Consider the following 21,698-nt stretch of genomic DNA (forward strand, 5'->3'; position numbering starts at 1 on the left):
TTATTTATGTTCTAAATCTCTTATAACCGAATTTAAAATTATTACTTTTGCGGTATAAAGAGATTTGGAACATTTATTTTAACAAAATATACAACGAAAATCATGGCAGAAGTTATAGACATTAGAGAGCTAAACATTCTGATTGAACAGCAAAGTTCTTTTATAACAAGCATCAAGCGTGGCATGGAAGGTGTCATTGTGGGACAAAAACACTTGGTGGACAGCCTGCTTATTGGCCTGCTGAGCGATGGACATATATTGTTGGAAGGTGTACCGGGATTGGCAAAGACCCTTGCCATCAAGACCCTTGCACAACTCGTCAACACGGAATTCAGTCGCATACAATTCACACCAGACCTGTTGCCGGCCGACGTTATTGGTACATTGATATATTCACAGAAGACCGAGAGCTTCCAAGTGAAGAAAGGTCCGGTCTTCTCAAACTTCATTCTTGCAGATGAGATAAACCGTGCTCCGGCAAAGGTTCAGAGCGCATTGCTCGAGGCTATGCAGGAACATCAAGTGACAATCGGTAGTACAACATTTGACCTGCCAAGTCCTTTCCTAGTAATGGCAACTCAGAATCCTATAGAGCAGGAGGGAACATATCAGTTGCCAGAGGCGCAGGTAGACCGTTTTATGTTGAAAGTGATAATTGATTATCCCACTATCGAAGAGGAAAAGCAGATTATCAGGGAGAATCTCAATGGTCTGAAGGCAGATATCAAACCAGTTGTTGAAGCGTCTGAGATACTCAATGCCAGGAAAATAGTAAATCAAGTATATCTCGACGAAAAGATTGAGCAGTATATCGCAGATATCGTGTTTGCGACACGTTATCCTGAGCGTTATGGATTGGAGAATATCAAACCTCTGATAACCTTTGGAGGAAGCCCTCGTGCCAGCATCAATCTGGCCAAAGCTGCCAGAGCGTATGCATTTATCAATCACAGAGGATATGTGGTACCAGAGGATGTACGTTCCGTAGCATATGACGTATTGCGTCACCGCATTGGACTTTCTTACGAGGCTGAGGCAGACAACGTGACAGGAGAGGAGATCATAAGTAAAATATTAAATAAAGTGGAGGTTCCTTGATGGAAGCTCAGGATTTGTTGAAGAAGGTCCGCAAGATTGAAATCCATTCTCGCGGACTTAGCAATAATATATTTGCTGGTCAATATCACTCGGCCTTCAAAGGACGAGGAATGGCCTTTAGCGAAGTGCGTGCATATCAGTATGGCGATGACGTGCGTGATATAGACTGGAATGTCACAGCAAGGATGAATTCACCATATGTGAAGGTGTATGAAGAAGAGCGAGAACTTACTGTAATGCTGCTTATCGACGTCAGCGCATCTCTTGACTTCGGCACCCGCATGCAGACAAAGCGTGACAAGGCAACGGAGATTGCGGCAACATTGGCTTTCAGTGCGATACAGAATAACGATAAGATTGGAGTAGTGTTCTTTTCTGACAAGATAGAAAAGTATATTCCGCCCAAGAAAGGAAGAAAACACATATTGTATATAATCCACGAGATGCTTGACTTTCATCCTGAGAGCAAGCGCACAGATATATCCTGTGCTCTTCAGTTCCTTTACAGTGCCGTGAAGCATCGTTGTACCGCTTTCATTCTTAGTGACTTCTATTACAGAGGTGATTATGAGAAGCAGATGATAGTGTGCTGCAAGAAGCATGATGTCGTGGCTATACAACTATACGACCAGTTCGCAAGAGAGTTGCCCGATGTGGGGCTCATCAAGATATGTGATGCCGAGACTTCACATGAGATGTATATCGACACGAGTGACAAGAAGCTACGTCAGGCGCATCGCCAATATTGGCAGGAGAGGAGGGCGTCACTCGATAGACTGTTCAGCAAGACCAATACTGACAATATCTCAATTGCTACGAATGAAGACTATGTGAAGAGCCTCATACAACTCTTTAAGCTGAGGTCGTAAATACTTTATTCATAAGATTTTATAACAAAGATGAAACGATTATTTCTATCTATATTGTTTGTGTCGCTCACAATGTCGATATGGTCGCAGGTGACCATAGACCAGAAGATCGACACTATGCAGATATTGATAGGTGAACAGACCAAGTTGACCCTTAGTGTCACCCTTGATGAGAAGCATCATAAGGTGTCATTCCCTAAGTTCGAAAGATCGCAATATATCACCCCAGGAGTGGAAGTACTGGAGTGCAGTAATATCGACACATTAGGAGTTGAAGATAATCTCATAAAATACAGCAAGTCTTATACGCTTACTTCATTCGACGAGAAATTATATTGCATTCCATCACAGAGCATAAAGGTAGACGGAAAGTCGTATCAGACTAAGGATCTCGCATTGAAAGTAATGACGATGCCTGTGGATACAGTACACACAGAGAAGTTCTACGGTCCGAAGGACGTGCAGGACAATCCTTTCAGCTGGGGCGAATGGGCAACGGTCTTCGGATATTCAATATTGTTTGTATTATTGCTAATACTGCTTGCATATCTGATAAACAGACTAAATACCAACAAGTCTGTAATAAAACCGATAAAATTCATCAAGAAAGTATCTGCCCATCAGAAGGCAATCACTGAGATAGAAAAGCTAAAAGAAGAGAAGGCGGCTGTTTCAGAAGATCAGAAGAGTTATTACACCCGCCTGACAATGATCCTTCGCCAGTATATAGCTGAGCGCTTCAATTTCGATGCTATGGAAATGACAAGCTCAGAAATTATAGAAAGGCTCCGGGATGAAAATGAGGGCGCGATTGAAGAGATGGTTAGTCTTTTCCGTACTGCAGACCTCGTGAAATTCGCAAAGTATTCTGTATTGGCCAACGAGAACGACCAAAATCTCGTCAATGCTCTATCGTTCATCAATGACACCAAGAAAGAGGAAGAGAAACCTGTAAAGTTAGTCGTTGAAGAGAATGAAGTAGAAAAGAAAGTCAAGAGTCAGCGCAGGACATTGAAGCTGGCTATAGTCGTGTTGACGGCAGCTGCACTTTTTGCGTTGATTGTAGTGATATATAAGGTTTATTTAATCGTGTAGAGAAAGTTTCATGGAATTTGCAAACATAGAATATTTGTTTTTACTCCTTCTGCTGATACCATATATATTATGGTGTCTGCTCTACAGGAAGAAATACGAACCAACATTCCGAATGGCTGATACCTTTGCCTATCAGAATGTTCACAAGAGTCTCAGGTTGCGGCTTATAGAATTGCCTCATCTGCTGCGCGTCTTGGTGTTCGTGTTGATAGTGATTGTCCTTGCTCGTCCGCAGACACGCAACAGTTGGGGCGAAAAAGAGACTGAGGGAATCGATATCATGTTGGCGATGGACGTATCGACAAGTATGCTCGCACAGGACCTCAAGCCAAACCGAATAGAAGCAGCAAAGGCCGTTGCGGCTGATTTCATATCGGACCGTGAGAACGACAATATCGGTCTTACTATATTTGCCGGTGAGGCTTTCACTCAATGTCCAATGACAACCGACCACCAATCGTTGTTGAATATGCTTGTGAATGTGCGAACAGACTTGGCCGAACGTTCTCTGATACAGGATGGAACGGCAATAGGAATGGGACTCGCCAACGCAGTAGCCCGTCTGAAAGACAGCAAGACGAAAAGCAAAGTCGTTATCTTGCTTACAGACGGTAGTAACAACATGGGTGACATATCACCACTAACGGCGGCTCAGATTGCCAAAAGCTACAATATCCGCGTATACACTATCGCCATCGGAAGCAAATCCCTTGCTCCTTATCCAATCAATGTGGGCGGAACTGTAAAATACGTTAACATGCGTGCAGATATAGACACACAGACCTTGCAGCGTATTGCCAATACTTCAGACGGTCAGTTCTACAGAGCTACAAATACTGCAGAACTGAAAAAAATATACAAGGACATCGACAAATTGGAAAAGACTCGTTTGAATACGAAAAACTTCTCCAAGCGTTCTGAAGCTTTTGTCCCATTCGCCATAGCGGCTGTATTGATTTTGATAATCGACATGTTGCTGAGGTTGACAGTATTCAGGCGTCTTCCTTAAAACCGTAGGGACATAAACAAGAAAACGATAGAGACAACAAACTTTCTGAGTTTAGTAGACTGCGTTAGAAGTTTGAGAGTCAACATCATACAATCAGGAAATAGCATATAAGCAAAAAACATAAACATTATGTTGAGATTCGCAAATCCGGAATATTTATATCTTCTGCTTGTCATACCGGTTCTGATGATAATCTGGACAGTGCAGACGAGAAGGAAGAGGAAACAAATAAACGGCATAGTAGACAAAGCACTACAAGAAGGGTTGATGCCAGGACGCTCAAAGTACAGGCCGCTTGTAAAGTTCTATATGACGCTCACGGCATTGGCATTGCTTATAATTGCTGCTGCCCGTCCGCAGGCAGGCATAAAGATAAGCAATGAGAAGCGAGCCGGAATCGAGGCAATGGTCGCATTGGACATAAGCAACTCCATGCTCGCTGAAGATGTGGCCCCATCTAGATTAGACCGCAGCAAGATGCTGATAGAAAATATGATCGATGGGTTCAAAGACGACAAGGTTGGTCTTGTGGTCTTTGCGGGTAGTTCATTCATACAATTGCCTATAACAACCGACTTCGTGTCTGCAAAGATGTTTCTTCAGAGTCTTACCCCCGGGCTTATTGCTACACAAGGAACAGACATAGGTGGAGCCATCAATATGTGCTGCAGCAGCTTTACCAAGAAAAACAATCTGGGAAGGGCCATAGTGCTTATAACCGATGGCGAAGACCACGAGGGAGGCGCCATAGAGGCTGCCAAGAAGGCAAAGAAAATGGGTATTAACGTATTTGTGTTAGGAATCGGACAGCCTAAAGGCGGACTTATTCCAGACGGGCATGGCGGATATATGCGTGACAACCACGGCAATGAAGTCGTGTCTGTACTCAACGAGGATATGTGTCGCCAGATAGCAAAAGCTGGCGGAGGTTCTTATATCCATGTTGACAACACCAACAGCGCACAGGAGTTACTTGACGAAGAACTTGCCAAGTTACAGAAGGGCGACCTGTTGAATGCCGTATACAGTGAATATGACGAGCAGTATCAGACTTTTGTACTTCTGGCACTTTTCCTTATAATAATCGAAGCACTCACGCTGGAAGTGAAAAACCCACTGTTCAGAAATATCAAACTGTTCAAGAAATAACATCCAGTATGTAACATGAGACCAATGATGATGATAATAAGAAAATACATAATAGCATTGCTCCTGCTGATTCCTGTGATTGCATCAGCACAGACCGACCGAGACTATATCCGGCAGGGCAACAAGGCTTACAAAGCCAAGCAATATCCTGAGTCGGAAGTGAGATACAGGAAGGCTTTGTCAATCAATCACGAAAACCCGCAAGCCCTTTATAACCTTGGATGTGCCCTCATGATGCAGAACAAGATGTCGGAAGCCGTAAAATTCTTCCAAAAGGCAGCAAGCACTGAGAAGAACAAGTTCAGAAAGTCAAAGTCTTATCATAACATAGGCGTCATCTGTCAGGGCAGTAAGATGTATCCAGATGCCATAAAAGCTTATTCTGAGTCTTTGCGCAACAACCCTTCAGACAATGAAACTCGTTATAACCTTGTACTCTGTAAGAAGCTTCAGAAGGACAACAAGCAGAACGACAAGAACAAACAGCAGAACCAGAGCGACAAAAACAAGGATAAAGGCAATAAAGACAAGCAGGAAAAGCAGAAAGATAAGCACCAGAAGCAAGATAAGCCGCAACAGAATCAACCTCAGATGAGCAAGGACAACGCTGAACAGCTTCTTAATGCAGCTATGCAGCAGGAACGTGAGACTCAAGAAAGGTTGAACCGCAGTCGCCAACAACAACAGACCAGGAGGCTGGAGAAGAATTGGTGATCCAGAGATAATTATATTATACGCCAGAAATACTTATATCATATAAAATGAAGAAAGTTATACTGAATATACTATTGGCATTTGCCATATCATTGTGTCACGCCCAGGGGCTGCATGTCTCAGTTCCCTCCCACGTGCAAACGGGAGAGAATTTCCGACTGACTTATGTGATTGACACGCAAGACGTTGGTGACCTGCATCTCGGCGGCATACCTGGAGCACTCGAGGTGATAACGGGTCCATACCGTTCGTCTCAGTCGAGCTATCAGGTGATAAACGGACATGCAAGCAGTTCATCCTCTACGACATTCACATATATTCTGTGTGCCACGAAAGCTGGCTCGTATAGAATTCCTTCTGCCACAGTAGTGGCTAACGGGCGAAAATTCGCTTCACGTTCTGTACAAATAAAGGTGACGGGCAAGAGCATGTCGGCAAATGGCACGCCAAGGATGCACAATGGAGCTGACGACCAACCACGTATGAGGACTGCAGGATCTGAAATCCGCAATTCAGATCTCTTCATAAAGGTAAGTGCAAGCAAGAACAAGGTATATGAACAGGAGCCTATGATACTGACATACAAAGTATATACGCTGGTAGATCTCAACGCACTTAAGGGTGACATGCCTGACCTTACAGGCTTCCACACGCTTGAAGTGCCATTGCCACAACAGAAATCCTTTCATATCGAAAACCACAATGGCAGACCATACCGTTGCGTAACATGGAGCCAGTACATAATGTATCCTCAGATGTCCGGAGCATTGAAGATACCAAGCATAGTGTTCAAGGGATCAGTAGTTCAGCAGAATAGAGACGTAGACCCAGTGGAAGCCTTTTTCAATGGTGGATCGGCTTATGTTGAAGTGAAACGCGACATTGTGGCACCTGGAATAACGCTAAATGTGTTGCCTCTGCCCGCCAAACCGGCAACGTTCTCTGGAGGAGTCGGCGTATTCAACATAAGTGCGCAACTAAACAAGTCTGATATCAAGGCCAACGATCCGTTCACATTGCGTGTAGTGGTAAGCGGAAAGGGCAATTTGAAGCTCATCAAGACTCCAGTTGTCAACTTCCCTAAAGATTTCGATAAATATGACCCAAAGATAACCGACAAGACAAAGGTGACAGCCAACGGACTTGAAGGCAACATGATATACGATTTCATCGCTGTGCCGAGAAATCAGGGCGAGTATACGATTCCGGCCATTGAGTTCACATATTTTGACACTAACACGAATTCATACAAGACAATAAAGACCCAACCATTCACCATTAAAGTAGGCAAAGGTGATGGAAGCGGAACGTCCGTGAGCGACTATCAGTCAGATCTGCGCAACAAGGATATACAACCAATACACGAAGGTTTCGAGAGTTCGCATGATTTCGACGACATGTTCTTCTGTTCTACAGGATATTGGGTACTCATCACCATGATAATCCTGACATTCTCACTGCTGACCGTTGCCTCGAGAAAATACATCTCTTTGGGCAAGGACACCGTGAGAAGCAAGCGTCGTCTTGCAAACAGGCTTGCCCTGAAGCGCTTGAAGGCAGCTAATGACTCAATGCTGAAAGGAAATAGTTCCACATTCTATGAGGATATACTGAAAGCCATGTGGGGGTATGCCGAAGAGAAGTTTAATCTTTCAGCCGGAGAGCTCAACAGGAACAACGTGGAGAGTGTTTTGCTTGCCAACGGTGTAGGAGAAGAATTGTCAACGAAGTTCATCGGAATCATTGATGCCTGTGAGCTGGAACGATATTCACAGTCTTCTATGTCGAATGACATGAATACTATTTTCGAAGATGCAATGAATACGATAACACAGATAGAAGATTCACTGAAGGACAGCAAGAAAAAATCAAGTAAACTGATTCTCGTCCTCATGTTTCTCGTACTGACAGCATTGCCTGCATCCGCAATAACAAAGGAGAATGCTGACAACGAGTACAAAAAAGGCAACTATCAGCAGGCAATAAAAGATTATAACGAGTTGCTGAAGACCACGAAGAGTGCTGATTTGTATTATAACCTTGGCAATGCCTATTACCGTACAGACAACATTACTTTTGCCATACTCAGCTATGAGCGTGCACTATTGTTGTCGCCGAGCGACGACGACATCAAGCTGAATCTGCAGATAGCACAGTCAAAGACGATAGACAAGATCACACCGGAAGCAGAGATGTTCCTGGTGCAATGGTATAAGTCGCTGGTCAATCTTATGGGTATCGACTCATGGGCGGCATTGTCAATTTTTTCTCTCGTGCTCACTCTGGCATTCTTCACTTTATATCTACTTTCGGTCAAGGTAACGAGACGCAAAGTTGGCTTCTTTGCAGGAATGTTTTTCGCCGTTCTGTTCGTACTTTCCCAGATTTGTGCATATCAACAAAAGAGCCAGTATCAGAATCGGAGAGGAGCAATCGTGGTAGTGCCATCGTTGCAGCTGAAAGACGTGCCTGATGATAAAGGGAAAAGTGTTACAGTAATACATGAAGGAACACGTGTTGACATCATAGATGACTCGATGAAAGACTGGAAACACGTAAAGCTAGGTGACAATAGGGAGGGATGGCTTCATTCTTCTCAAATTCAGAAAATCTAAATATCGAAAATGACAGGGAATATAGATTTAGCCATATTGCAGATGGTCAACGGCAGCGAATCATCGTTCCTCGACGGACTGATGGTTACGTTGACTTCCGGGTTCACATGGATACCGCTCTATATCGCATTGCTTTATCTCGTGATAAGCAACAATGACAACATGACCAAGATAATGCTGATAATACTGTGTGGAATCGGTTGCGTGATGTTCTCTGGAGGAATCTGTGACTTTATCATCAAGCCTATGATAGGAAGGACACGACCTATCAACGATGACATGCTTGACGGAATAATATATACAGTAGGGGATATGAGCAACAAAGACTTCAGTTTCTTCTCGTCACACGCAGCAAACACCACCAGCTTGACAATGTTCTTCTCACTGTTGGTGAGAAACAGGAAATTTACTGTCGCAATGACGGCATGGGCTCTGATTAATTGCTACACAAGGCTGTACCTCGGAATGCATTATCCTTTCGACGTGTTGGTAGGCATAGCTTGGGGAGCGCTTGTTGGACTACTTTTATATTTAGTATATCTCAAGGTCTACGACAGGATGTTTCCCGATGTGGAATTCATTTCCAGCCAGTATACTTCTAAAGGCTATACAATAATTACTATCGACATTGTATTGCTCACAATGTCACTCTTGTTTCTCTATGCCATACTAAGATCGTTTATAAGTTAGAATAGCCAGTTTGCAGGTCGGAAACATAACGTTTGTCTGGTATAAGCCGCCTGTTTATTGCATGTAATCAACCTATTTGTCTGATGCAAACCACCTATTTACCTGATGTAGACAGTTTGGTTATACCATCAAGACATGGCATCCACCAAGTTATAAAAGCAAATTTAAAGAATTTATCAAATATGGAAATGGACGTAAAACAGATAAGAATCAGCGATTACAATTATCCTTTGCCAGATGAGAAGATTGCAAAATTCCCATTGGCAAAGAGAGACGAAAGCAAGTTGTTGATATACAACCACGGAAAGATAGAGGAAGACATTTTCCACAACATATCAAGCCATTTGCCAAAGGGTGCTATGATGGTGTTCAACAACACGAAAGTGATACAGGCACGCCTCCACTTCAGAAAGGATACAGGAGCTCTCATCGAAATATTTCTTCTTGAGCCCCATACTCCCGCTGACTATGAACAGATGTTTCAGACCACGAGAGAGTGCTCATGGCTATGCATCGTTGGAAACCTGAAAAAATGGAAAGGACAGGAATTGAAGCGTGAGGTTAACATCAAGGGAATCTGCGTGACATTACGCGCCAACTATGTTGAGGAACATCATACCTCGCATCTCATACGTTTCTCCTGGGACGGCGACAAGGTCTCGTTTGCAGATATACTTGAGGCGATGGGTGAACTGCCTATACCGCCTTATCTCAACCGCGAGACACAGGAGAGTGACAAAACCACATATCAGACGGTATATTCCAAGATAAAGGGAAGTGTGGCTGCGCCGACCGCAGGACTGCATTTCACAGACTCTGTGCTCTCCGATCTCGACAACCATGGCATCGACCGTGAGGAAATCACGCTGCACGTAGGAGCCGGCACGTTCAAACCTGTAAAATCCGAAGAAATAGGAGGCCATGATATGCATTCTGAGTTCATCTGTGTGCATAGGAGTACACTCGAAAAGCTCATAAGTCACGACTGCAAGACTATTGCCGTGGGTACAACGAGCGTAAGAACCATTGAAAGCCTATATTATCTGGGACTAAAGTTACACGCGGATAAAGAAATTGAAGAGTCCAAGCTTCACATAGGACAATGGGAACCTTACGACGAGAACCTGCCGAAACTCAAACCACAAGAGGCGATAAACGCGATTCTTGACTATATGTCAGCAAAGAGGATAAGCACCATTCATTTCTCCACCCAGATAATTATCGTACCGGGTTACGATTACAAGATTGTCAAGATGCTTGTCACCAATTTCCATCAGCCCCAAAGCACTCTGCTGCTGCTTGTCAGCGCATTCGTCAACGGCGATTGGAAATCAATCTACGATTATGCATTGTCACACGAGTTCAGATTCCTGAGCTATGGCGACAGCTCTTTATTAATACCATAACGAAAAAAGAAAACAATAAAAATGAAAATAGGAGACAAAGTAAGATTCATCAGTGAGAAAGGCGGTGGAGTTGTCGTTGGCTTTCAAAACAACAACATTGCTATTGTGGAAGACGAAGACGGATTCCAGGTGCCGACTCAGGTGCAAGACCTTGTAGTGGTGAACGACGACAAACAGGCGAAAATGCTATCAGGAGCCACAACACCGAAATTTCAGGAACCAGACATTCCGGCGTCACACGCCAATGCCATGGCAAACGCTCCTGTTGCCCAAAATTGCAACGTTCCCAAAGCTCTACACGTGTATGAGCGTGAGAATTCAGACCAGATAAACTTGTATTTGGGTTTTGTTCCAAAAGACAAGCAAAATATCAGTAAGACGGAATTCTTCATGTATCTCATCAATGACTGCAATTTTTTCCTCTCGTTCACATATTCACTTCAGCAGGGAGACGACTACAAACTCCTTGCGCATAACGTCCTGGAACCTAATACCAAACTGCTCATATCAAAGCTTACATTAGATGATGTGCAGGATTTCCAGAATGGAGCTATTCAAATCAACGCGTATAAAACGGACAAGCCATTCAAGCTTCAGCCAAGTTTAGATGTGAAACTGAAAGTAGACCCTGTAAAGTTTTATAAGCTCCACACATTCAGAGAAAACGACTTCTTTGATGAAGACGCTCTCGTGATGTCTGTCGTCGAGAACGGAGTACCGATGAAGGCGCTCACCATTGAGGCAGACGACCTGAAGGAAAAGATAATAGAAAAGCAACGCATCGAGATTACCGCTCCTGCCCGGACTGCCCACAAGAGAAATGACAATGAGCCGCTTGTCGTTGACCTACATATCGATGAACTTCTCGACACTACAGCGGGCATGTCGCATACAGACATGCTGAATTTTCAGCTTGACAAGTTCCGTGAGACTTTGGAAAGTTTCAAGCAAAAGAAAGGTTTCAAAATCATCTTCATCCACGGCAAGGGCGAAGGCGTGTTGCGAAATGCCATAATCAGAGAATTAAGATACAAGTACAAAAAGTATACATATCAGGACGCTTCATTCCAGGAGTACGGATACGGAGCCACACAGGTAACCATCCACTGATGATTCTTTCATAAAAATACCAAGAGACATGCAAAACGGCTTTATCAAAGTGGCAGCATCCATACCGTCGGTAAAGGTTGCCAACTGCCAATACAATGTGCAGCAGATAGAGAATGCCATAGCCCTGGCAGAAGGCAAGGGCGTCGAGATAATCGTGTTCCCGGAACTTTCAATTACAGGATACACCTGTCAGGATCTTTTCCGCCAGCGGCTCCTTATTGAACAGGCTGAGCTTTCGGTGATGAAACTCCTTGACTTCACTCGCAGTCTGGACATCATAAGCATAGTTGGTGTACCAATCGTGGCTGGTGACTTGCTGCTCAATTGCGGCATGGTTATTCAAAAAGGAACTATCCTGGGGGTGGTAGTGAAAACATTTCTGCCTAACTACAGCGAGTTTTATGAGAAAAGATGGTTCTCGTCTTCGCAAGACCTGAAGCCCACAGAAATACGTTTTGCAGGCAGGACGGTGAAACTATCGGCAAGCCATAAAGTATTCCGTACATACGACGGTGTCACTTTCGGCGTGGAAATATGCGAAGATGTATGGTCGCCAAATCCGCCGAGCAACGAACTCGCCCTTTCTGGAGCAGAACTGATATTCAATCTCTCGGCAAGCGACGACCTTATAGGAAAGCATAGCTATCTGGAAAAGTTGCTCTCGCAACAGAGCGCCCGTACGATAACGGGGTATGTCTACAGTAGCTGTGGCTTTGGCGAAAGCACACAAGACGTGGTGTATGGCGGTAATGCCCTCATCTGCGAGAACGGAAACATTCTGACTCAAGGCCAACGCTTCAGCCTTGACCCACAGACCGTCATTTCTCAGATCGATGTGGAGAAATTGCGCAATGAGCGTCGTTCAAACAGTACTTATGCCAACGCTCAACGCGACCATATGGCTGAAATAATAGATGCACAACCCGTGGCAGAGAAAGATTTCGAGCTCATCAGAAAAATCAATCCATTGCCTTTCATCCCGTTAACAGATGATATGTTCGATAGTTGTGACGAGATATTTTCTATACAGGTGATGGGACTTGCCAAACGTCTCGTGCATACCCACAGCAAAACCGTGGTAGTCGGTATAAGTGGAGGACTCGACAGCACATTGGCTCTGCTGGTATGCGTGAAGACATTTGATAAACTTGGGTTATCCCGCAAAGGCATAGTAGGAGTTACAATGCCTGGATTCGGAACTACTGACAGGACTTATTCTAATGCCATGTCCCTGATGGAAGGACTCGGAATTACGATACGGGAAATCGGCATCGCCGATTCAGTGAAACAACACTTCTCTGACATCGGCCAGGATATTAACATACATGACGTGACATACGAAAATTCACAGGCCAGAGAACGCACTCAGATACTCATGGACCTAAGCAACAAGCTGTCAGGTATGGTGATTGGCACTGGCGACCTTTCCGAACTGGCATTGGGATGGGCTACTTATAATGGAGACCACATGAGCATGTATGGTGTCAATGGAAGTATTCCTAAAACTCTGATAAAGCATATGGTGCGCCATGTGGCAGAAAATGAGGTGGATGAAAATACGCGTGATACACTCCTCGACATCATCGACACACCTATCAGCCCGGAATTGACACCAGCCGATGAGGCAGGAAACATCGCACAGAAGACAGAAGACCTTGTCGGTCCTTATGAATTACATGATTTCTTCATCTACTATTTCCTCCGCTATGGCTATCGGCCGTCAAGAATATTCCTGCTTGCCAAGAAGGCATTTGATGGAACTGACAATAGAGTGGAAACATACAGCGATGATACCATAAAGCATTGGCTGTCAATATTTGCAAGACGCTTCTTCAATCAACAGTTCAAACGTTCCTGTCTTCCAGATGGTCCCAAAGTGGGCAGCGTGAGTCTTAGTCCGCGAGGCGATTGGAGAATGCCGTCAGATGCAGATTCCAGCCTCTGGCTGCAGGAAATAGATAGTTTGTAAGCTTTCCATATAGGACTTTGCCGAAAGGCAAAGCCCTGACCTCATAAAGCAAAAGGATGGCGTGAGGCTTTGCATACTATGCAATAATGCAATTATTGAAAGAAAATACAATAATTCAGAGTAATAATCGTTAATGTATTTAATGAAATATTCTGTTAACAAATTCTTATTAGCATTTGCAGCGACAGTCATTATGTCCGCATGTACTGACGACGACTCCTTCACGACGTCGCCAGACCACCTTCTCACGTTCTCTACAGACACTATAAGCATGGACACAGTCTTCTCGAGAGTGCCCACAAGCAGAAGGTTTTTCTGGGTATATAACAAATCGGGCGATGGCATCAGATGCTCTAACGTCAGACTCGCTAATGGGAACCAGTCTGGTTTCCGTGTGAACGTCGACGGTACATATCTCGGCAAGGAATCCGGATTTCAGACTGCAAATCTGGAAATAAGAAACAAGGACAGTGTTTTTGTCAATGTGGAACTGACATCCCCTATGACAAACAAGCTTGACCCTCAGCTAATAGAAGACAATCTTGTGTTCAGACTTGAAAGCGGCGTGGAGCAGAAGATCAATCTCAACGCATATTCGTGGGATGCCGAGATATTGAAAGATCTCAAAGTAAGCCACGATACGTTGATATCTTCGGACAGACCGATTGTAGTCTACGGCAACATGCGCATCGATAGCCTTGCAACTGCAACCATAGCACCAGGAACAACGTTGTATTTCCATTCAAAAGCCGGGCTTGACGTCTATGGCAGACTCGTGGCAGAAGGCACTCCGGAAAAAAACATTGTGTTCAGAGGCGACCGTACCGACCGTATGTTCGACTATCTGCCCTATGACATGGTAAGCGGACAATGGAACGGTATCCGTTTCCATTCGTCATCATACGAAAACGTTATGAACTTTACCGATGTGCACAGTACTTTCAATGGCATCGTCTGCGACTCTTCTGATGTCAGCAGACTAAAGCTGAAATTTTATAACAGCATAGTGCATAACTGTCAAGGCTACGGACTACGTTCTGTAAACAGTGTAGTCGATGTGAGAAACAGCCAGTTGACAAATACTCTCAATGATTGCGTTGCCATACATGGTGGAGGGGCATTGCTTCTGAACTGTACCATAGCACAATTCTATCCGTTCGACTCCAACAGAGGTGCTGCCTTAAGATTCAGCAATGGTGAAAATGACGGGGAAACACTCCACAAATACCCATTGTATCAAATGGATTGCATCAACTCCATCGTGACAGGATATGCTGATGACGTAGTGATGGGTTCTGTCGCAGACTCCACAATTTCTTATACATACAAGTTCCAGAACTGTATTCTCAGGACTGACTCCATCGACAATGGAGATAACATCAAAAATGTGATATGGGAGGATGCTGATTCCGTAGCTACCGACACGGTTTATGGTGGAGAGAAAAACTTCAAACTGGTGGATATTAACAAACAGCATTTTGATTTTCATCTGAGCAATGTTTCCAAAGCCATCGGGAAGGGCACCAAGGAAGACAATTATTACATGCCTACTGACAGAGAAGGACGAAAGAGGGACGATGAACCAGACTTGGGATGTTATGAATATGTGGAGCCAGTTAAAGAACAAGAATAAAATGAAACCATAAAATGAACAGACATCATGGAAAATATCAATGTAAAAATCGAGATATTGTCTTGCGTATATGATGAGCTCAACGAACAGGACAAAGCACTTGTGGATTTGGCAAAACAGGCTACGGCCAATTCTTATTCGCCATATTCCCACTTCAGAGTCGGAGCAGCAATAAGATTGTCTGACGACAGCACCATCATCGGTGCCAATCAGGAGAATGCCGCCTTCGGTGTCACTCTATGTGCTGAGCGTTCTGCAATATTCGCCGCCCAGGCACAACAACCGGGAAAGGCTATTCTGGCCATTGCCATAGCGGCAAGAACCGAAAACGGATTCACTAAACAGCCAATATCACCATGTGGATCATGCCGGCAGGTGATGGTAGAGATAGAAAAGAGATATCAACAGCCACTGCATATTGTGCTTTATGGTGAGAATGCTATATATGTGATTGAATCGATTAAGAATCTGATGCCGTTATCATTTGAGAATCTAGACTGAAATGACCTCTCCTGCATCACAATACAATTGAAATAGAAACGAAACTGATTGATGAAAGCTGTAAGACCAAAGAAAAATTTAGGACAACATTTCCTTACGGATCTAAATGTGGCAAAGGCGATAGCAGACACAGTTGACGCTTGTCCGGATATTCCGATCCTTGAAGTTGGCCCGGGAATGGGAGTCCTCACACAATATCTCACACAAAAGGGAAGAGAAGTCAAGGTGGTGGAAATAGACAGGGAATCAGTGGAATACCTCAATGAAGCGTATCCAATGCTGAGAGATAACATAATCGGTGAAGATTTCCTCAAAATGGATTTGCATACCGTATTCTCTGGCAGCCCTTTCGTATTGACAGGCAATTATCCCTACGATATATCGTCACAGATTTTCTTCAAAATGCTTGACAATCGCGACATTATCCCATGCTGCACAGGAATGATACAGCGCGAAGTAGCACTGCGAATTGCTTCGCAGCCAGGAAACAAACAATATGGTATACTTAGTGTGCTTATTCAGGCATGGTATAATGTTGAGTATCTTTTCACAGTAGACGAAAATGTGTTCAACCCTCCACCAAAGGTAAAAAGTGCTGTTATAAGGATGACGCGTAACGACGTTCAGAATATCGGTTGCGATGAGAATCTTTTCAAACGTGTAGTAAAAACCGTTTTCAATCAGCGGCGCAAGATGTTACGCGTTTCTCTGAGGCAAATATTCTCAAAATTGAAGAATGATGATGAATTCTTTACTCATGAACTAATGACAAAACGTCCTGAACAACTGACGATACTGCAATTCGTAGAGTTGACAAATTTGGTTGACAACCAGTTGAAAAGCGGAAACGTGGAATGATATGATGTCTACTGAGAACAAATATTTATAAGACAACATAGAGATGGAATGGTCTTTGCCAGGCTTTTCCGTTTCTTTGTATTTGCAAGGTCGATATTGCAAATACAATTCGTTGCCTATTAAAAAGGAAAAATAATCACAGATACGTTTCTCTAAACAATCATTTTTTATTATTTTTGCAGTATGAAAGGACTGATGCACAATTGTGCGAGTGTAAAGTCCTGACTTGATTCAAAGGTACTTAGTTTAATTTTAATAGATAAACAAACAGTTATGAAAATCGAAGATTTTAACTTTGCAGGTAAAAAGGCTATCGTTCGTGTAGATTTCAATGTTCCATTGGATGAGAACGGACATGTGACAGACGACACTCGTATCCGTGGTGCGCTCCCAACACTGAAGAAAGTCCTTTCTGATGGTGGTAGTCTCATCATGATGAGCCATATGGGTAAGCCCAAAGGTAAAGTTAATCCAAAGCTCTCTCTCAGCCAGATTGTCAAGAACGTTTCAGAAGCTCTTGGCGTTGACGTGAAGTTTGCTCCAGATTGTGCTAATGCAGACAAGGAAGTTGCAGGACTGAAGACCGGTGAAGCTTTGCTACTCGAGAATCTCCGTTTCTACGCAGAGGAAGAGGGCAAGCCTGTAGGTATTGACAAGGAAGATCCAGCCTACGCTCAGGCAAAAGCTGAGATGAAAGACAAGCAGAAAGAGTTTGCCAAGAAATTGGCTTCTTATGCAGACTGTTATGTAATGGACGCATTCGGTACAGCACATCGTAAGCACGCATCAACAGCTGTAATTGATGAATTCTTCAGCAAGGACAATAAGATGCTTGGATATCTGATGGAGAAGGAAGTTCATGCTGTTGACAATGTGCTGAAGGATATAAAACGTCCTTTCGTTGCCATTATGGGAGGTTCAAAGGTTTCGTCTAAGATTGGCATCATCGAGAACCTACTTGGCAAGGTTGACAAGCTCATCCTTTGCGGTGGTATGACATATACATTCTCTAAGGCTCATGGTGGTGAGATAGGTGACTCTATTGTTGAACTTGACAAACTGGATGTCGCACTCAACGTGGAGAAAATGGCAAAGGAGAACGGTGTAGAGCTTGTGCTCGCTACAGATTCTGTATGTTGCACTGGCTATGATTTCAAGACGTTCTCAGTCAAGGATGGCGCTCAGGTCAAGGTGTTCCCTTCAAATGCGATTGAGAATGGTTGGGATGGTCTTGATGCTGGTCCGGATAGTCGTGCCAAGTTTGCTGCAGCCATCGAAGGAGCGAAGACTATTCTTTGGAACGGTCCTGCAGGATGTTTCGAGTGTGATGAATTTACAGCTGGTTCACGCGCTATTGGTGAAGCTATCGCAAAGGCAACCGCAGAAGGTGCTTTCTCTCTGATTGGAGGTGGAGATTCTGTAGCTTGTGTAAATAAGTTCGGTCTTGCCGATAAGGTGTCTTATATATCAACTGGTGGTGGTGCTTTGCTCGAAGCCATCGAGGGTAAGGAGCTCCCTGGAGTTGCTGCCATAGAGAAATAAAGACAGGCCGGATTTGTCTTTTTATAGAATATGACGATTCATTATTCTACATTATATGAATTGGTGTGCATTATTTGCACACCTTTTTTTGTAGGTTCAACATAATTCCATTACCTTTGTATATATATTGCAATCAGATAATGGATATAGAAAATGTAAAAAAGATAATAGAGCGTAAGCCTAACCTCTCCACTGCTCTCGGGATGAATTTCATTTCTACTCCAGAACAGGACACATGCAAGGCTACAATGAAAGTTGATGAGCGTAACCGTCAGCCATTCGGGTTCTTGAGTGGTGGCGCATCCTTGGCGTTGGCGGAGAATCTGGCTGGCGTTGGCTCATGCTCAATATGTCCGGACAAAATATGTGTCGGCATTAGCGTAAGTGGAGAACATGTGAGAGCAGTGCAGGAAGGCGACACAGTTACTGCTAACGCTCGCCTAGTGAGCAAAGGACATAAACTTCACGTGTGGGAGGTTTCGATAGTGAACTCTCATGGGGAACTGATTTCCACCGTTCATGTCACAAATTATGTATTAACTCCTAAAGACTCTCAAGACTAATTATCGTGAAAGACGCTTTTGTGATATATCGTTACCCTTCAGCAGGGAACAAATGTGTTATTGTGAAACAAGATGAAAGTTCTCTCAAGAAGCTGCATTCCTTTTCAGAATTGGGAAAGGCTGATGGTTTCGTATTTGCACCATTCTGTATAACAGAAGACACTCCGGCTGTGCTTTTCGATAGTCCTATCCGCCGTGTGACGGAGCTTGATTATGATAATATCCTCAGAGAGGTAATGTATAATGGCAACTGTTGCGTTCTAAATGAAAGACTTAAGCCATACAATGGAAAACTCTATGATAGAAAATCATACGAAGAAGATTTCAACTGTTTCAAAGCTGCGATTAGGGAGAAGAGGATTGATAAGGCCGTTCTGTCTAGAAGTCTAGTTTTAAAGGACGACAACAAGAAGAATGTGATAAGAATGTTTCTGAAAGCATGTGAGAACAATTCGGATTCATACATCGTTCTCATTTCGTCAGACCAAACTGGAGTATGGCTTGTAGCAACGCCTGAAGTTCTTTTAGAACGTTGTGGAAATGTCTTTCACACCATAGCACTTGCCGGAACGATGGACAAACGACTGGTTATATCCGATAACGAATCAAAAGCGATTGGCAAGATTTCAGATATAGATATATCCTGTTGGAGCAACAAGAACATCTGGGAACAACAATACGTTTCTTCTTATATAAAAAAACGGTTATCCTATTTTTTTTCTGAAATAGAAGAACTTGGACCTACGACAGTATCTGCAGGCAATGTAGTGCATTTAAGAAGTGATTTTTTCGCAGAAGTAGATAGTATTGCAAGAATAAGCCCTGGTGATATAGTACGGCAATTACATCCAACGCCGGCAGTTTGCGGTGTTCCTGCAGGTGAGTCATACAGTCTTATCAATAGCAAAGAACATAATGACCGTCGATATTACAGCGGATTCTGTGGAGTAGTGGATACAGATGGAGACAGTCATTTGTTTGTTACCTTGAGATGTATGGAAATTTTCTCCGATTGTTATAAACTATATGCAGGAGGCGGAATCCTTGCCGAAAGCAATATGGAGGAAGAATGGAGAGAAACGGAACTGAAAATGAAGACAATGATGGACTGTATCTGAGACAGGTTGCAACGACCTGTTAATTGAATTAAACACTAAAAATACATGTATTCTGACAAAAACATAGTCAATTTGCTAACATCTCTTTTGATTGCAAAAGGAATCAAAAAAGCCGTAGTATGTCCTGGTTCAAGGAATATACCTATTATAAGTAATCTCAGAACTGTCAAGGAGATAGAATGCATCTCTGTGATTGATGAAAGAAGTGCAGCTTTCTATGCTCTTGGTGTGTCGTTAGCTACAGGGACACCCACCATAGTGTGCGTTACTTCAGGCTCCGCTTTTCTTAATACACTACCTGCCATTGCAGAAGCACATTACAGGCAAGTTCCTATAATCCTCATATCAGCAGACCGTCCGCAAGAATGGATAGAGAGAAATGATGGACAGACCATGGTTCAATGTGGTCCGACATATGGTCTCTTCAATTCTGAGGTTGATGTAAATGACATTAGTAATGGCGAGGCAGAAAATTATTCTTCTCTACTGATTAATAATGCTCTGAATGCAGCACTTAGAGACAATAGGGGGCCAGTTCATATCAATATTCATCTGCATGAGCCATTATTTGTTTTTAACAAGACTTCTTTGCCAGTGAAAAAAGATATAGAATTTTTACAAGCTGAAAAAGTGTTGCCATACAGGGCAATGGAGATAATCAAAGATTTTATCCTTTCGGAAAGGAAGATTATTGTCATTGGACAACTACCATACCATGATGAAGAAATCGACATGATTGTCAAAGAATTGAAGATGTATTATATCGTTATGTGTGAGCAATTGTCCACGGCTTCTGCTGAACCGATTGACGCCATAGTAGATATATTCGAAGATAATTCCGCCATAGAGAATATTGATATGGTGCTCTCTCTTGGCAATACCTTGGTGAGCAAAAATACCAAGAGGTATTTGCGTACTAAGAAAATATCATCTCTTTGGGAAATCAACGATAATGGAATAATACACGACACGTTTATGAGTCAGACTGGCATTATTGACTGTTCTTGTAAACTTTTCCTTAAAGCACTACTGCGTTTGACAAAAGAGAATTACAAAGAAAAGCAAACAGAAAAAACAGGAAATGCTGACAATGAAATTTCACAAGACATTCTGAAGACGCATTGGGATAAAGCTATAACACATATTGAAATGTGTATAGATGATTATGTGCCTGTTTATTCTCAAATGCTTGCGATACGTTGTTTCGAGCAGTCTCTAGAAGACATGGAGTATGAAAGTGAAGTTCATTATGCAAATAGCATGGAAATACGCATAGGATGCCTGTATTCACCGCATTACATATGGTGTAACAGAGGGGTGAATGGTATAGAGGGCAGTGTGTCTACTGCTGCTGGCTTCTCACTTACTACATCCTCGATGGTGTTCTGCATTACTGGCGACTTGAGCTTTTTCTATGATCAGAACGCACTTTGGAATAATCACCTGAAAGGTAATTTTAGAGTGATGATCCTTAATAATAATTGTGGAGGAATATTCTCCCAGTTGAAAGGCTTAAATATTCCAGATGACATCATGAAGTATGTTGAGGGAAGACACACCGCTACGGCCAAGGGTATATGCGAACAAAATGACATAGGATACATGGCTGTGCGAGATGAGGAGGAACTGCGCATTTCAATGGCACATTTCTTGATTGAAAAAACAAATCGTCCAATAGTGCTTGAGGTGTTTACATCTCCAGATGATGATCGGCAAGCTTTCGTTGGATTGAAAAAAATGATAAAAAGTAAATTTTAAA

18 protein-coding genes are annotated in these 21,698 nt (G+C 43.2%); all 18 read left to right on the top strand.

Going from position 1 to position 21,698, the window contains the following annotated elements; all coding sequences use genetic code 11:
* The first annotated feature begins 102 nt into the window (after nt 1-102).
* The 18 genes from ST42_RS03910 (at nt 103) to menD (ending at nt 21,697) form a co-directional block, all read left to right on the top strand.
* On the top strand, nt 103-1,098 hold the full coding sequence (locus ST42_RS03910) for an AAA family ATPase (RefSeq protein ID WP_044072398.1): 996 nt from the start codon (nt 103-105) through the stop codon (nt 1,096-1,098).
* A complete protein-coding gene (locus ST42_RS03915; RefSeq protein WP_042519654.1) occupies nt 1,098-1,967 on the top strand; it encodes a DUF58 domain-containing protein in 870 nt (289 codons plus the stop codon). Before ST42_RS03910 ends, ST42_RS03915 begins: the two co-directional genes overlap by 1 nt.
* Nucleotides 1,968-1,997: 30 nt before the next feature.
* Complete coding sequence (locus ST42_RS03920; protein ID WP_042519652.1) at nt 1,998-3,062, top strand: hypothetical protein; 1,065 nt, start codon at nt 1,998-2,000, stop codon at nt 3,060-3,062.
* Nucleotides 3,063-3,072: 10 nt separating this feature from the next.
* Nucleotides 3,073-4,071, top strand: a complete 999-nt coding sequence (locus ST42_RS03925; protein WP_042519651.1) for a vWA domain-containing protein — start codon at nt 3,073-3,075, stop codon at nt 4,069-4,071.
* A gap of 129 nt (nt 4,072-4,200) precedes the next feature.
* A complete protein-coding gene (locus tag ST42_RS03930) occupies nt 4,201-5,220 on the top strand; it encodes a vWA domain-containing protein (protein WP_022316476.1) in 1,020 nt (339 codons plus the stop codon).
* A gap of 24 nt (nt 5,221-5,244) precedes the next feature.
* Nucleotides 5,245-5,934, top strand: a complete 690-nt coding sequence (locus ST42_RS03935) for a tetratricopeptide repeat protein (RefSeq protein WP_156132542.1) — start codon at nt 5,245-5,247, stop codon at nt 5,932-5,934.
* A 47-nt stretch (nt 5,935-5,981) separates the two neighbouring features.
* Nucleotides 5,982-8,549, top strand: coding sequence for a BatD family protein (locus ST42_RS03940; protein ID WP_044072399.1), 2,568 nt, complete (start codon nt 5,982-5,984; stop codon nt 8,547-8,549).
* 9 nt (nt 8,550-8,558) lie between these two features.
* Nucleotides 8,559-9,239 (top strand): phosphatase PAP2 family protein, encoded by a 681-nt coding sequence (locus tag ST42_RS03945; protein ID WP_042519647.1) that lies wholly within the window; start codon nt 8,559-8,561, stop codon nt 9,237-9,239.
* Nucleotides 9,240-9,427: 188 nt separating this feature from the next.
* Nucleotides 9,428-10,645, top strand: a complete 1,218-nt coding sequence (locus ST42_RS03950; RefSeq protein WP_044072433.1) for an S-adenosylmethionine:tRNA ribosyltransferase-isomerase — start codon at nt 9,428-9,430, stop codon at nt 10,643-10,645.
* Between the two features lie 21 nt (nt 10,646-10,666).
* Nucleotides 10,667-11,755, top strand: a complete 1,089-nt coding sequence (locus ST42_RS03955; protein ID WP_044064827.1) for a DUF2027 domain-containing protein — start codon at nt 10,667-10,669, stop codon at nt 11,753-11,755.
* 28 nt (nt 11,756-11,783) lie between these two features.
* Entirely contained in the window at nt 11,784-13,724 is a 1,941-nt protein-coding gene (locus ST42_RS03960; protein WP_044072401.1) for an NAD(+) synthase, read from the top strand.
* A gap of 193 nt (nt 13,725-13,917) precedes the next feature.
* On the top strand, nt 13,918-15,357 hold the full coding sequence (locus tag ST42_RS03965) for a right-handed parallel beta-helix repeat-containing protein (protein ID WP_231556900.1): 1,440 nt from the start codon (nt 13,918-13,920) through the stop codon (nt 15,355-15,357).
* A 27-nt stretch (nt 15,358-15,384) separates the two neighbouring features.
* On the top strand, nt 15,385-15,858 hold the full coding sequence (gene cdd / locus ST42_RS03970) for a cytidine deaminase (protein WP_022316468.1): 474 nt from the start codon (nt 15,385-15,387) through the stop codon (nt 15,856-15,858).
* Nucleotides 15,859-15,909: 51 nt separating this feature from the next.
* Nucleotides 15,910-16,716: a 16S rRNA (adenine(1518)-N(6)/adenine(1519)-N(6))-dimethyltransferase RsmA gene (rsmA, locus tag ST42_RS03975; RefSeq protein WP_022316467.1), complete on the top strand. Its 807-nt coding sequence runs from the start codon at nt 15,910-15,912 to the stop codon at nt 16,714-16,716.
* 273 nt (nt 16,717-16,989) lie between these two features.
* A complete protein-coding gene (locus tag ST42_RS03980) occupies nt 16,990-18,258 on the top strand; it encodes a phosphoglycerate kinase (RefSeq protein ID WP_022316466.1) in 1,269 nt (422 codons plus the stop codon).
* Between the two features lie 140 nt (nt 18,259-18,398).
* Entirely contained in the window at nt 18,399-18,821 is a 423-nt protein-coding gene (locus tag ST42_RS03985; RefSeq protein ID WP_022316465.1) for a PaaI family thioesterase, read from the top strand.
* Nucleotides 18,822-18,883: 62 nt separating this feature from the next.
* Nucleotides 18,884-19,939, top strand: a complete 1,056-nt coding sequence (locus ST42_RS03990) for an isochorismate synthase (RefSeq protein ID WP_156139289.1) — start codon at nt 18,884-18,886, stop codon at nt 19,937-19,939.
* A 45-nt stretch (nt 19,940-19,984) separates the two neighbouring features.
* Nucleotides 19,985-21,697 carry a 2-succinyl-5-enolpyruvyl-6-hydroxy-3-cyclohexene-1-carboxylic-acid synthase gene (menD, locus tag ST42_RS03995; RefSeq protein WP_044072405.1) on the top strand — a complete coding sequence of 571 codons (1,713 nt, stop codon included), beginning with the start codon at nt 19,985-19,987 and terminating at the stop codon, nt 21,695-21,697.
* Nucleotide 21,698 lies beyond the last annotated feature (1 nt).

Source organism: Prevotella pectinovora, from assembly GCF_000834015.1.
Classification (GTDB): Bacteria; Bacteroidota; Bacteroidia; order Bacteroidales; family Bacteroidaceae; genus Prevotella; species Prevotella pectinovora.